Raw genomic sequence first — 13,223 nt, forward strand, 5'->3', positions numbered from 1 at the left:
CCTAGCCAATGAAGGTACCAGAGGTGTTGCCGCCCCCCTTGCCGCCTGCGCCACCATCACCGTTATCGTCATCACCCCTGCCATCATTACGGTCGGGCTTGTTTTCCTGCTCATCACGGTGATCCACGGGGAGGTCCTGCTCGTGAGTGCCGCGTTGTTCATGGTCGCGGATGTCAGCCGCAGACGCCTTCTGCGAGTTGGCATGCACGGCCAGCGCATCCCCGGGGTTGCGCGCCTCGACCTGGGTCTGCTGGGTGAAGCCCTGGGTTTCCAGCAGGCTCGCGTACCACTGATTGCCCTTCATGCTGATGGTCAGGTTTAAACCCAGGAACAGGACATTGGAAATCAGCTGCCCTTCCATCGTCGCGGGAATGAAGACCGAGCTGAGCACGATGAAGCCGAATAGACTCGCCGCCAGCAACCACATGCGCTTGTAGAGTGCCCAGAACAGGCCGAAGAAGAAGGCCGGCCAGGACCAGCCGATCTTGACGGCACGCGTCCCGTGTTCGGGGTGCGTCAGAATACGAAATGAAGCCATCGAGGGAATCCTTGTCTGTGATACCGAGCAGGCCGCGGGCTGCACGAGGCTCGGGACAAATGACACAAGCCTCGCACTATACCGCTGACCACTTGTCAGGACCATGAACCTCGTTGGCGCTATCTCATTGTTTCCCATAAGACTGGTCAGCTACACCGAGTCATTCGCACCGAGTCATTCGCACCGAGTCATTCGCACCGAGTCATTCGCGTCCGACGATGCAGCTTAATGCGTTTGGATAATCAGCGGCTGTTCATTGGCCGGATAAGCACAGCACACCAACACCTGCCCCTGAGCCACGGCGGCCTGTGGCGGCTCGGGATACTGCACCTGCCCCTCGACGAGTCGCAATGCGCAGCTACCACAGCGCCCGGAACGACAACTGGACATGGCATTCACGCCTGACTGCTCGGCCAGCTCCAGCAGGCTGCCCTGTTCTGGCGTCCACTGCCGTGTAATGCCCGCATCGCTGGGGGACGGCTGGCCAGATGCCCCGCGCGGCATGAAGGTGACTTGGGCATGTTCCGGCAAGCTCGCCTGAAAGTCTGCCGATAGCGCAACCGCGGTTGCTTCCCCCTTCTCCAGTGAGCCAAGGCCGAAGAATTCGTGATGTAGTCGTTCACGCGGCAAGCCCAGCGCCATCAGGGCGGCGTATTGGGCGCGCATGAAGCCCTCGGAGCCACACAGATAGACATGGCTGGAGGCAAGGCCCGGCAGATTGCTCGCCAGACTCACCAGCTCCAGCCTGCCCACTGACTGATGCCGCCCGGCCACGAGATCCGCCTTACTCGGGCGTGACAGGGCGATATGTACCTGCAACCACGCATGCACGCGCGACCAGCGCTCCAGCGTGTCGAGAAACGCCAGCTCACGCCCATTGCGCGCGGCGTGTACGAAGGCCACCTCGCCGAGCGGAGGATGCCCCGCGTCTGCCAGCTGAACTAGGCCATCCAGCATGGCGATCATCGGCGTGATGCCGACACCCGATGACAGCAGCACGATGGGCGCGGGGGAGTCCTGCAACATGAAATCCCCCGCCGGTGGTGTCGCTTCCAGCACATCGCCCACCGCGAATTCATCATGTAGCAGTCGTGAGGCGATCCCCTTGGGATCGCGGCGTACCGAGATGCGGTAGGCATTCTGTCCCGCCCGCCAAGCCTGCGAGAGACTGTAGCTGCGCATCACCGCAATCTCGCCTGACGACAGAGGATGCTGTGGTGTGGAAGCAAGACGCAGGGTCAGAAACTGGCCGGCTTGATAGGCCGCGATTTCCGCCGATTCGCGAACCTGCCCCGCTTGCGGCCATGGCGTCAGATAAAAGGAGGTGATCGTCTCGCTTTCGCGCACTTTGTCGATGACACGCAGACGTCGCAGCGTCGATGGTTCATCGCGCGTTGCCGGCCAGTCACCGGTAAGCGCAAGCGATGGCGAGCGTTCGATCAGTCGCGCCTGGGTGGGCAAGGCATTCTCGACATGCAGTACCTGCTCCGGCACCACATCCACGATACGCTCGGCGCCCTCGACCAGTGCTGCCCGCTGGGGGTTCCAGTCGACCCGAGCATGCCCCTTGAGCAACAACACTTCGCCCGTGATGAAATCAGGAATCAACAGGCTGACCCGCGAATCCAGCTCGATATTGCCCAGGGTGTTGAAGAAGCGGTTGCCGGCAAAATCGGGAAACGACAGGCTGCCATCGGCATTCATGTGCAGAAAGCCTGGCCTGCCGCCACGATGCGAGACATCCACGCCGTTGGGCGCAGCGTCATCCAGCTCACCTGCGCGGGTTGCAATGAAGAAGGTATCCGCCTGGGCCAGCAAGACACGCGACACCTCATCGTTCAGTGCCACCTCACGGCTGACGAGCGATTTGGTCTGCTCGGCAGCCCAGTCGATCTCACGTTGCTGGATGTATTGCGGACAGTTGCCGAAGCTCTGATCGACCCCGATCCGCAGCCCGTCCGACGCCACGCCCGCCACCGCGTCAGAGTCAAGCAAGGTGCCATTCAGACGATTGCGCCGACGAGTGGCGAGGTCCAATCCCAGCACGCCGATCTTGGTACCGGGAGTGAACTCGAGTCCCAGCAATTCCTCCAGCGCCGGCCGTGCATGCACCTGCAGCTCACCGGGCGTGGCAGCGCAAAGCTGCCCGGGCGGCGCAAAGCTCACCACCGCCCACGGCCAGCCGTCACTGTCAGGCACGCCCATGAACAGTACCGGCAGGCTCGCGAAGAAGGTGACATGCTGTTCGGTCATTCGGTCGCGTACATAGGGGGCGACCTGCTCGACATAATGCTCTGGCACACCTGCGCGTGCCTGGACACGCCGCTCACCTGCATGAAACATCTGCCGATGTTCATTCATGAATAAACCCTCAAGATGACGGTGGGGCTCAGGCCAGTATCGGGCTCGTCGGCATGCCCACGAAGTCCGGTTCGGCTTCGATACGCGCAAGCCAGTCACGAATGGCGGGATAAGGACTCAGGCTGACACCACCCTCCGGAGCATGGGCGATATAGCTGTAGCCCGCGATGTCGGCCAAGGTGAGACGCTCCCCCACCAGGTAGTGACGCTGTTCCAGATGGGTCTCCATGACGGCGAACAGGGCATGGGCACGAGCGATGGCCTGCTCGTGGTCAAAGGGGGCGCCGAACACGGTTACCAGGCGTGCCGTGCAGGGGCCAGCGGCGATTTCGCCTGCCGCCACCGACAGCCAGCGCTGCACTTCGGCCGCTGCCAGCGCATCACTGGGTATGAAGCGTCGCTCGCCGTCATAGCGCTGGGTCAGATAGACGAGGATGGCGTTGGAATCACTCAGGAAGACGCCATTGTCCTCGATGACCGGCACCTGCCCGAAGGGGCTGATTTTGAGGAAATCGGGCGCCTTGTGCGCGCCGTTGGCCATGTCGAGATCCACCGTCTCATAGGGAATGTCCAGCAGCGTCAGCATCAGTTCGACGCGGTGACAGTGGCCGGACTTGGGATTGCGGAACAGACGGATGGGAGCTGACGTAGCAGCAAAGCGTGGGTTCATGATTCACCTGACAATGTAAGGAAAGAGCCGAGAGCGGCAAGCGCAGTGCGCTGCAGAAAAACGTGACTGGCGATGACGAATCAGAAGCCAAAATCGCTCAACCCCGGGTGGTCATCGGGACGCCGCCCGAGCGGCCAATGGAACTGTCGCTCGCTTTCAGCAATCGGATGTTCATTGATGCTTGCGTGGCGGTGGGTCATCAGGCCCTGCTCATCAAACTGCCAGTTTTCATTGCCGTAGGCGCGGAACCACAGGCCGCTGTCGTTGCGGTACTCGTAGGCATAACGCACGGCAATGCGGTCGTCTGTCGTCGCCCACAGTTCCTTGATCAGGCGGTACTCAAGCTCGCTTGCCCACTTGCGGGTCAGGAAGGCCACGACCTCATCACGCCCGGTCACGAATTCGGCCCGATTGCGCCAACAGGTATCCGGGGTATACGCCAGCGCAACCTGCTGGGGATTGCGACTGTTCCAGCCGTCTTCGGCGAGACGCACCTTCTGAGCAGCACTTTCCGGGGTGAACGGTGGCAAGGGATGACGTGGAAGATTGGCAGACATGGCATCGACTCCAGCGATTGGGGGGATCAGACACATATTGGATAGGCGCATCTCCACGGTACTCTCCCCGACATGGCGCTAGAATCCTCACCGAATACAATTCATTATTCCATCCGATGACAATAATCGCCGTGAACAGGAGCCAGCAATGGACCGACTGCAGACACTGGAGGTCTTCGTGGCCGTGGCGGATACCGAAAGCTTCGCGGCAGGCAGCCGCGCGCTGGGCATGAGTGCCCCCTCGGTGACACGCGGCATCAATGCTCTGGAAGCCCGCCTGGGTGCGCGCCTTTTCACGCGCACCACTCGGCGCGTGCGCCTGACCGAGATCGGCGAGCGGTATCTGGCGGATGCACGGCGCATCCTGGCGGAGCTTCAGGCAGCGGAGGATGGCGTCAGCGGCGCCGCGACTCGCCCTACCGGCGTATTGCGCGTCACCTGCCCCACCGAGTTCGGTCGCATTCACGTGATGCCGCTGCTGATGGAGTATCTGGAGCACTATCCCGAGATGCGCGCCGAAGTAGTGATGGTGGACCGCGTGGTCAACATGATCGAGGAAGGCTTCGATATCGCCGTGCGCATCGGCTCACTGCCCTCTTCGGGGCTCTCGGCACTCCGTGTGGGCAGTGTGCGACGAGTCGTATGCGGCTCACCGGCCTATTTCGCCCGCGAAGGCATTCCCACCTCATTGGAGGCGCTGACCACACAGCGCGTCATTGCTTCAAGCACACTGAACAACGGTAAGGAGTGGCGTTTCGGCCGTGAGGGAGAACACTCTGTACGCGTAAGCCCACGGCTAACGATGAGCAGCATTGCTGCCTGCATCGAGGCGGCACACAGTGGCTGGGGCATCACCCGCGTGCTCTCGTATCAGGTTGGCGAGGATCTTGCCGAGGGCCGCCTGCAGGCCGTACTGGAGGAGCTCGAACCACCGCCGCTACCGATCCACCTGTTGCACAGCGAGGGTCGCGGCGCCGTGGCCAAGGTACGCACCTTCCTGGATCTTGCCGCCGAGCGTCTGCGCGCCGACCCGGTGCTGAATCCTACACCGTCAGCGCGATTGACAAACTAAGCCTACCTCCGGTGCATTGAAGGCCGTCATGTCCTCGCGCAGCAGGCCAAGCAGTCGATCGGCACCGACGCTCAGTTGCCGGCCCAGTCGACTGATCAGTTGCACATGCGGCGTGATGAAAGGCGCTTCCTGAAGCGACAGTCGACATAGCCTGCCCGCTGCCACTTCTTCACTGACCACGAAATCCGGCAGCAGGGTCACGCCGCCCTGCAGCGCGAACCGCTTGAGCATCGCCAGCGCGTTGCAGGTGAGCGTCGGGCTCAGCATCACCCCGGCCTGATGCTCCGCCTGCGCGACGATCTGGCGAATGCCGAACGACACCTCCGGCAGCGCCAAGGCATATCCGTCGAGCGCCGCCAGCGACAGTGGCTCGGGCACAGCCGCCGTCGCCTGACGCGCCAGAGGATGCGCCGGATTGACCACCGCGCACACCGGCTGAGGGCGCGAGACGTGCGCGCGAATCCTTGGATCGCTTGCCGGATGGAACACCAGCCCCAGATGCGCCTCGTCCTCGACGACCTGACGGATCACCTCATTGCTGCCACATAGATTCACCTTGAGCTCGATGCCCGGATAGCGCGCGGAAAAACGGCTCAAGGGCCCCGCCAGCCCCTCGATGAAGCCCTCGCCGATGGCCAGTACCAATGAGCCACTCTGCAGCCCCTTCAATGACTGCAACGACTCCAGCAGTACCTCCTGCTGCGCCAGACGCTGTCGGTAGTACTCCAGTACCCGCTCGCCGGCTTCCGTCGGCTTGACCCCACGTCGGTGACGCTCAAGCAGCGGCATGCCCAGCTCATGCTCCAGCTGGGTGATCTGTCGGCTGACCGCCGACGGTGCCACATTCAGGAAATCCGCCGCTGCCCGCACGCTGCCCAGTCTGGCGGCCTCGTGGAAATGACTGATACGTCGTTCCTGCACCAGACTCATCACGCCCCCAGCATTGCCTTGAAGACAACATTAAAGTGAATTTTGGATTATTGCTGGAACACAGAAGCGCTGTCCATACTCGAGTCACCGGATGACCATCCCCCTTTCACCACGACAGGAATCACACAATGACAATAACCGTCGGTGTCATCGGACTGGGCAACATGGGTGGCGGCATGGCCGCCACACTTGCTCGCCATGACTTCCCCGTCTTCGGATTCGATCTCTCACAGGCTGCGCGTGACAAGGCTGCCGCGGCAGGCGTCACGCCGGTCAGCTCGCTTGCAGAACTGTTGGACAGGATCGATATCGTGATCCTGTCGCTGCCCAAGGCAGAGCATGTAGAGCAGCTATGTCTGGGCAAGGAAGGCGCACAGGAAGAGGATCAAGCCGCCACCCGTCTCCTGACGCTGGGCAAGCCGGGCCTGATCGTGATCGACACCACCACCTCGACTCCCGAGACCAGCCGCAAGGTGGCGGCGGCCCTGGCGACACGCGACATCGACTTCATCGACGCCCCGGTATCCGGCGGCCCCAAGGGCGCGGCGAGTGGCAGCATGTCGATGGTGATCGGTGCCGAGGAGGAAGTGCTGGCTCGCGTCATGCCGGTACTGGAAGCCATGAGCGGCAGCCGCGTGCACGTCGGCGGTTGCGGGGCGGGCAACGTCGCCAAGATTGCCAACAACATGCTGGCGGCCTGCCATCTGATCAGCACGGCGGAGGCCGTCTCCATGGCCGCCAGGGCGGGTGTCTCCCCAGAAAAGTTGCTGGAAGGCGTGAATGCGGGCTCGGGACGTAGCGGCGCAAGCCAGGTGATGTTCCCCAGCTGGGTGATCAACAAGGCCTACGATTCCGGCTTCACCATGGGCCTGATGCGCAAGGATGTCGGGCTGGCCAGTGATCTGGCAGCAACGCTTGGACTGGAGCTCCCCCTTGCCGACGCCGTGGCGCAACTCTGGGACGAGAGCCGCGCGAGCCTGGATGACAGCGAAGACTTCTGCGCCATCGTGCAACGCACTGACCCGACCCTCTTTGGCCACGGAGAATAAGCCATGCTGACCCAGGACATGACCCCGGCATCCTCGACGACTCAACGTATCGCCGAGTTGATGCAGAATTTTCAGAACGGCAGCCAATCTCATGACGACAGTTTTATCGTCAGCAGCCTGATCGGTGGTGAGTTCATCACCGGCACGGGTGACCCCATCGAGGTACGCAACGCTCACGATGACAGCCTGATGCTGTCCTTCCCGGATGCAGATCTCTCCCAGGTCGCGCTCGCGACTGCCGCCACACGCCAGGCGCAACCGCAGTGGGCTGCCATGACCGCCCAGGCGCGTGGGCGCGTCATCTACCAGATAGGCAGCCTGATTCGTGAGCAGACCGAGGCGCTGGCCGAACTCGAAGCACTGAGCGCCAACAAGCCGATTCGTGATGCGCGTGTCGAGGTGGCCAAGGTCGCCGAGATGTTCGAGTACTACGCGGGCTGGGCAGACAAGCTGCACGGCGAGGTGATTCCGGTCCCGACCTCACACCTCAACTACGTGACCTATGAGCCGCTGGGCACCGTGCTGCAGATCACGCCGTGGAATGCGCCGATCTTCACCGCCGGCTGGCAGATCGCCCCGGCCATCACCGCCGGCAATGCGGTGATCCTCAAGCCTTCGGAGCTGACGGCGCTGTCCTCGCTGGCCCTCGGTGTGTTGATCGAGCGCGCCGGCGTGCCACGCGGACTGGTCAACGTCATCGCAGGCTACGGCCATACCATTGGCCAGGCGTTCATCGCCGAGGGCGATATCCGCAAGGTGGTGTTCGTCGGCTCCCCCGCCACCGGCCGCCATATCGCCACCGCCGCGGCGCAGCGCTGCATTCCCAGCGTGCTGGAGCTGGGTGGCAAGTCGGCCAATATCGTCTTCGAGGATGCCGATCTCGAGGTGGCACTGCGCGGCGCTCAGGCGGCCATCTTCTCCGGTGCCGGCCAGAGCTGCGTGTCGGGTTCGCGCCTGCTGGTACAGGCCTCTATCTATGAGAAATTCACCACTGCACTGGCCGAGGCTGCCACGCAATTCACTCTCGGTGACCCGCAGGACCCGGCGACCCAGATCGGCCCGATCAACAACGCCAGGCAATACCAGCATGTGACGTCGATGCTGGCTGGTGCTCTTGAAGACGGCGCGCGCCTGGCGGATGGCTCAGCAGACCCCATCCCGGACACCGGCGGCTATCATGTCGCGCCGACGGTGCTGCTGGGCGACAACGCCATGACCTGCGCGCAGGAGGAGATCTTCGGCCCGGTCGTGGTCGCCATACCGTTCGAGGAGGAAGCCGACGCCATCCGCATCGCCAATGACAGTCGCTTCGGGCTGGCCGGTGCCGTCTGGACGCGTGATGTCGGGCGCGCCCACCGCGTGGCGCGTCAGGTGCGCGCGGGTACCTTCTGGGTCAATGGCTACAAGACCATTCACGTCAGCTCCCCCTTCGGGGGCTACGGCGAGAGTGGCTATGGCCGCTCCTCCGGGCTGGATGCGCTGCGCGAATACAGCGAAGTGAAGAGCGTGTGGGTCGAGACCGCCGCCGAACCGGCCGCCAGCTTCGGCTATGGGGCGAGTCTGGAATGAGGGCTCTGCGACCCTGACCCTTCGGTCACGCCTGAAACGGCAACCAAGGCCCCACCGCCCATCAGCGGTGGGGCCTTGGTGCTTATTTGGCGAGGGTATTGTTGTCGGCAGTATCGCCGAGGGAGATGACCAGGTCCGTGACGGTGACCCATCATGAGTGGCTTCACACCATGGGGGCGGCATCCTCGCCATCCTCCGGCATCGTCACGGCATAACGCTCCTTCGAGCGCTGCTGCCAGGCAGCAAGCTCCGCCGTCAGATAGGGCATGAAGCGCTGCCCCTGACGCGAGACGGGATGAAAACGCGAGGTGACCAGCGCGACATCCAGGTTGATGGTCGGCGCGAATGGCACCACGCGCAGCTGGCAATCGCGCCGCGCCAGCATCGCCTCCGCCGTCACCGGATCGATCAAGGCAATGCCTATCCCTTCATTGACAAGCATCGCGACCGAGGGAAACAGATGCGTCTCGATGCTTGCCTGCAGCGTCATGCCTGCCTGCTGAAAGGCACGCGCTAGCTTCAAGGTACTCTGATGGTGCTGATCCAGCGTGATGATGGTTTCCCCGGCCAGATCCTGTGGGAACAAGACCTCGCGTTGCGCCAGCGGATGCATGACAGGCACGGCCAGTGCCATGCAGAGCTGATACTCCTCCAGCACCAGCTCCTCGACCGCGGCGTCTGCCTCGATGACCCCGAGGTCAAACTGGCCCTCGGCGACCCACTCGGCGATCTTGCGTGAACTGAACGTCTGCAGCGACAGACGACTCCTGGGGAAGTCGGCAAGATAGCGTGACATCACTCGAGGCATCACCGTCGGCGAAAGCCCCGGCATCGAGGCCACGGTGAGCTTGCCGGCGTGACCATCACGCAGACCATCCGTCAGTTCATCCAGATGCCCCACCGATGCCAGCACCTTGTCGACACCCTCCGCCAGATGGACGGCTTCCGGTGTCAACTGGGTGCCATAGTGGTTACGCCGAAAGAGCAGAAACCCGACGTCACTCTCCAGATTGGCGATCGCCGTGCTCACCGCCGGTTGCGTCAAACCAAGCCGACGCGCTGCCTGGGAGAGACTGCCCGTGCGCACCACTTCCTGGAAGATCTGCAACTGACGCAGGTTATGTCTGAGTTTCATGACAACTGGGCTCTTGTGGCGGGGCTCTCGTGACGGGACTCTCGTGGCAAGGCCCTCGTGCCTGGCGTTCGAGAATGGACGCTTGGGACTGGATGCTCAAGACTAGCCTCTCGTGAATAGGCTCTAAATTGTTCTTATGACTTAATAGACAGCCTTTAGTTGTGCTTATACCCCCAGCGGGAGGAAGCTGACCAGACCCTCATAACCAACAACAAAGGGCCACAGACAATGCACACGATCGACCTCATGGGGCTACTGCTGTATTTCGCCATCTTGCTGTATATCGGCTATCGCAGTGCCAGGAAGACATCCAGCAGTGCCGACTTCGCTGTCGCCGGCAACAAGATCATCTGGCCGGTGCTGTTCGCCACGCTCGCCGCTTCCTTCCTCGGCGGGGGTGCCTCGATGGGTCGCGCCGGCAAGGCCTTCGACGAAGGCTACGCCTTCATGTTCGCGGCCTCCGCCTTCCCCATCGCCACCATCATCGCGGGCCTCTACATCGCGCCACGCCTCAAGCGTTATGCAGGGGCACAGACGGTCGGCGACATCATGGCGCAACACTATGGTCGCAGCGCTCGCCTGTTGACCGGCATCTTCTCGCTGATCTTCTGCATCGGCATTCTCGGCGCCCAGGCGCTGGCCATCGGCACCGTCTTCAATGCCATCCTGGGCATCGAGATCAGCACCGGCATCCTGATTGGCATGGCAGTGGTACTGGTGTACTCCACGGCCGGCGGCATGTGGGCCGTGATCCAGACTGACGTGGTGCAGTTCGTGATGCTAGCGGTCTTCCTGCCCATCACCATGATCGTCGGGCTCGACAAGATCGGTGGCCCCGAGGCCCTGATCGCCGCGCTCCCCAGCGAACACTTCAGCCTCATGGGCGATTACACGCCGCTGATGTTCATCAGCATCTTCATCGCCTTCCTGCTCGGCGAGACCCTCGTCCCGCCCTACACCCAGCGCGCCCTGTCCGCACCGGATTCCCGCCATGCCAGGATCGGCTACTCGCTGGCCGGTGGTTTCGGTCTGCTGTTCTATGCCGTCAGCTCCACTATCGGCTTGATCGCGCTGGTGCTCTATCCGCAGATCTCGCCGGATCAGGCCATGCCGGAACTGATTCGCGACGCCCTGCCGCTGGGGCTGACCGGGCTGGTGCTGGCCTCACTGCTGGCGGTGGTGATGTCAACGGCGGATTCCTATCTGAACTCGGCAGCGGTCATCTTCGTCACCGACATCTACAAGCCCTTCATCAACCCCGCCATGTCCGGCAAGCAACAGCTGTGGATCGAGCGCGGCGTCAATCTGGCCATCGGCCTGGGCGCCATCGTGTTCGCGCTTTACGCCACCTCGATCATCGATGCGCTGCTGCTGAGCTACGCCCTGTGGGCGCCGACCATCCTGCTGCCGTTCATCTTCGCCGTGCTGTTCAGGATTCGCTGCAAGCGTGCTGGTGTGGCCGCGATGATCGCCGGCGCCCTGGCCACCAGCATGTGGAAATGGAGTGGCCTGGAACTGGAAGCCCTCACCGGGCTCACCCCACTGATTGCTGGCGTCATCGTCAATATCGTGGTCTTCACCCTCGTCTACCAGTTCTTGAACGCGGCGCCAGACCACAACGGCAAGAACGCCCCGATCCAGCCCACCCACTCCTGAGGACCTGACCATGTTCGGATTCACTCTCTACACCATCTGTCTGCTGAGCATCCTCACCGCCGTGGTCATCGCCATCGCCTCCTGGAAGTTCTACCGCGACAACTGAGCCATCGGCAGGGTCTGTGCCGCTCGACCAAGGCTTTCCAAGCTCTGTCATGGCCCTGTCACGACCCTCACACCGTCTTCATCACGCTGATCATGTCGGGCAATCCGCCCGGCATGACCGGCAAAGAGAGTACGCGCGATGACCCCGCAATCCCCCGCCGCCCGAGTGTCGAGCCACGACAGCATTGCCGTCATCGGCGCCGGCATCATCGGCCTGGCGACCTGCCGCGCCTTGCAGGCACGTGGCTATCACGTTCATTTGTATGACCCGAATCCCGTCGGTGAAGGCACCTCCTTCGGCAACGCCGGTCTGATCGCCAACTACGCCACCTCGCCGATGGCCAGCGGCGACACACTGCGCCAGCTGCCGGGCCACCTGCTGAGCAGGCAGCCCTCCCTTGCCATCGCCCTGCGCCACACCCCCGCCCTGGCGGACTTCGGCTGGCGTTTCCTCAAGGCGGCAACGCCCACCAATTTCCAGCGCCACAAGGCAGATCTGATTGCCTTGCTGGCCAATGCCGTCGAACGTCAGCATGCCCTGATCGATGACCTGCAGACCAAAGCCACCACTGCGCTGGCCAGCCAGACAGGCTGCCTGCAGATCCAGCGCGACACCGCCATCACCCCGCCGGCGCTGGAGAAGATGGCCCAGGCCAAGCGCCGTGACGGGGTCGAATGTCAGGCGCTGGGCGCGAGCCAGCTGCGGGACATGGAACCGTCGCTCAACCCGAAGGGGCTGGCAGGCGGCCTGTTCTTCCCTGACACCCGCCACCTCACCAGCCCGCTGTCACTCAGCCACCAACTCTTCGTACAGCTGGAAGAAGGTGGCCTTGAGTGGACGGCGCAGCAGGTCGACGCCCTCACGCCGCTGACCAGTGGTGGTTGGCGCATCGACACCGCCACCACCTCCCACGAGGTCCCGCATGTCGTGGTCTGTGCCGGTATCGCGAGCAACACACTACTGGCGGGACTCGGCAAGCGTCTGCCGGTGGTCAGTGAGCGCGGCTATCACATCGAACTCGCCACCCAGCTGCCACTCTCACGCCCGGTAGGCTGGCTGGCGCATCACTTCTACGCCTCGCCAATGGCGGAAGGCATTCGCCTGGCGGGCACCACCGAGTTCTGTGCGCCTTCGCGCCCCGCCTCGCCACAGCGCTGGCAAGCCCTCACACAATGGGGCGAGACACTCTTCGGTCAGCCCCTCGACGTCGCCCGCCACTGGATGGGGGTGCGCCACTCCACCCCCGATGGCCTGCCGGTAGTGGGCGAAATGCCTGGCTGCCCCGGCCTGCTTCTCGCTTACGGGCACGGCCATCTGGGCCTGACACTCTCGGCCGAGACAGGGGATATCGTGGCCCGGATGGTGGCAGGCGAGCCCCTGCCGGGCTACGCGCGCAGCCTGTCACCGGTCAGGTTCTGCCAATGATCTCGCCTATCTGAGAGAGCTGGGTGAATGGCCTGGCCCATGAACGTGAAAGCCCCTGACAGGTTCGCCTGTCAGGGGCTTCTTGTCTCTTGCGTCAGCGCAGAGATTGTCAGCGCAGAGCTTGTCAGCACAGGCCACTTCAGCGAAGACCAAGT

The 13,223-nt window shown here is 62.9% G+C and carries 11 protein-coding genes; 5 read left to right on the top strand and 6 right to left on the bottom strand.

Annotation, left to right across the window (positions count from 1 at the left end):
• Position 1 precedes the first annotated feature (1 nt).
• The 4 genes from QD172_RS02580 to QD172_RS02595 all read right to left on the bottom strand — a co-directional run bounded on the left by QD172_RS02580 (position 2) and on the right by QD172_RS02595 (position 4,126).
• Positions 2-538, bottom strand: a complete 537-nt coding sequence (locus tag QD172_RS02580; protein ID WP_279854810.1) for a DUF2628 domain-containing protein — start codon at positions 536-538, stop codon at positions 2-4.
• Between the two features lie 225 nt (positions 539-763).
• Complete coding sequence (locus QD172_RS02585; protein ID WP_279854811.1) at positions 764-2,881, bottom strand: 2Fe-2S iron-sulfur cluster-binding protein; 2,118 nt, start codon at positions 2,879-2,881, stop codon at positions 764-766.
• 46 nt (positions 2,882-2,927) lie between these two features.
• Positions 2,928-3,569: a glutathione S-transferase gene (locus QD172_RS02590; protein WP_279854812.1), complete on the bottom strand. Its 642-nt coding sequence runs from the start codon at positions 3,567-3,569 to the stop codon at positions 2,928-2,930.
• An 80-nt stretch (positions 3,570-3,649) separates the two neighbouring features.
• Positions 3,650-4,126 (bottom strand): nuclear transport factor 2 family protein, encoded by a 477-nt coding sequence (locus QD172_RS02595; protein ID WP_279854813.1) that lies wholly within the window; start codon positions 4,124-4,126, stop codon positions 3,650-3,652.
• 148 nt (positions 4,127-4,274) lie between these two features.
• On the opposite strand from QD172_RS02595, the gene QD172_RS02600 reads away from it, so the two are divergent.
• Positions 4,275-5,198, top strand: a complete 924-nt coding sequence (locus QD172_RS02600) for a LysR substrate-binding domain-containing protein (RefSeq protein WP_279854814.1) — start codon at positions 4,275-4,277, stop codon at positions 5,196-5,198.
• Here QD172_RS02600 and QD172_RS02605 read toward each other — a convergent pair.
• Positions 5,178-6,128, bottom strand: coding sequence for a LysR family transcriptional regulator (locus QD172_RS02605; RefSeq protein ID WP_279854815.1), 951 nt, complete (start codon positions 6,126-6,128; stop codon positions 5,178-5,180). The genes QD172_RS02600 and QD172_RS02605 overlap by 21 nt on opposite strands.
• A 128-nt stretch (positions 6,129-6,256) precedes the next feature.
• Between QD172_RS02605 and QD172_RS02610 the strand changes: the two genes are divergently transcribed.
• Both QD172_RS02610 and QD172_RS02615 read left to right on the top strand, forming a co-directional pair.
• Positions 6,257-7,177 (top strand): NAD(P)-dependent oxidoreductase, encoded by a 921-nt coding sequence (locus QD172_RS02610; RefSeq protein ID WP_279854816.1) that lies wholly within the window; start codon positions 6,257-6,259, stop codon positions 7,175-7,177.
• Between the two features lie 3 nt (positions 7,178-7,180).
• Positions 7,181-8,746, top strand: coding sequence for an aldehyde dehydrogenase family protein (locus QD172_RS02615; RefSeq protein ID WP_279854817.1), 1,566 nt, complete (start codon positions 7,181-7,183; stop codon positions 8,744-8,746).
• A gap of 163 nt (positions 8,747-8,909) precedes the next feature.
• Here QD172_RS02615 and QD172_RS02620 read toward each other — a convergent pair whose 3' ends face one another.
• Positions 8,910-9,881 (bottom strand): LysR family transcriptional regulator, encoded by a 972-nt coding sequence (locus QD172_RS02620; RefSeq protein ID WP_176503805.1) that lies wholly within the window; start codon positions 9,879-9,881, stop codon positions 8,910-8,912.
• Positions 9,882-10,127: 246 nt separating this feature from the next.
• Here QD172_RS02620 and QD172_RS02625 point away from each other — a divergent pair, with 246 nt between their 5' ends.
• Both QD172_RS02625 and QD172_RS02630 read left to right on the top strand, forming a co-directional pair.
• Positions 10,128-11,537: a sodium:solute symporter family protein gene (locus QD172_RS02625; protein WP_279854818.1), complete on the top strand. Its 1,410-nt coding sequence runs from the start codon at positions 10,128-10,130 to the stop codon at positions 11,535-11,537.
• Positions 11,538-11,781: 244 nt separating this feature from the next.
• On the top strand, positions 11,782-13,068 hold the full coding sequence (locus tag QD172_RS02630) for an FAD-binding oxidoreductase (protein WP_279854819.1): 1,287 nt from the start codon (positions 11,782-11,784) through the stop codon (positions 13,066-13,068).
• Positions 13,069-13,223: the final 155 nt, after the last annotated feature.

The organism is Cobetia sp. 10Alg 146, assembly GCF_029846385.1.
GTDB classification, from domain to species: Bacteria; Pseudomonadota; Gammaproteobacteria; order Pseudomonadales; family Halomonadaceae; genus Cobetia; species Cobetia marina.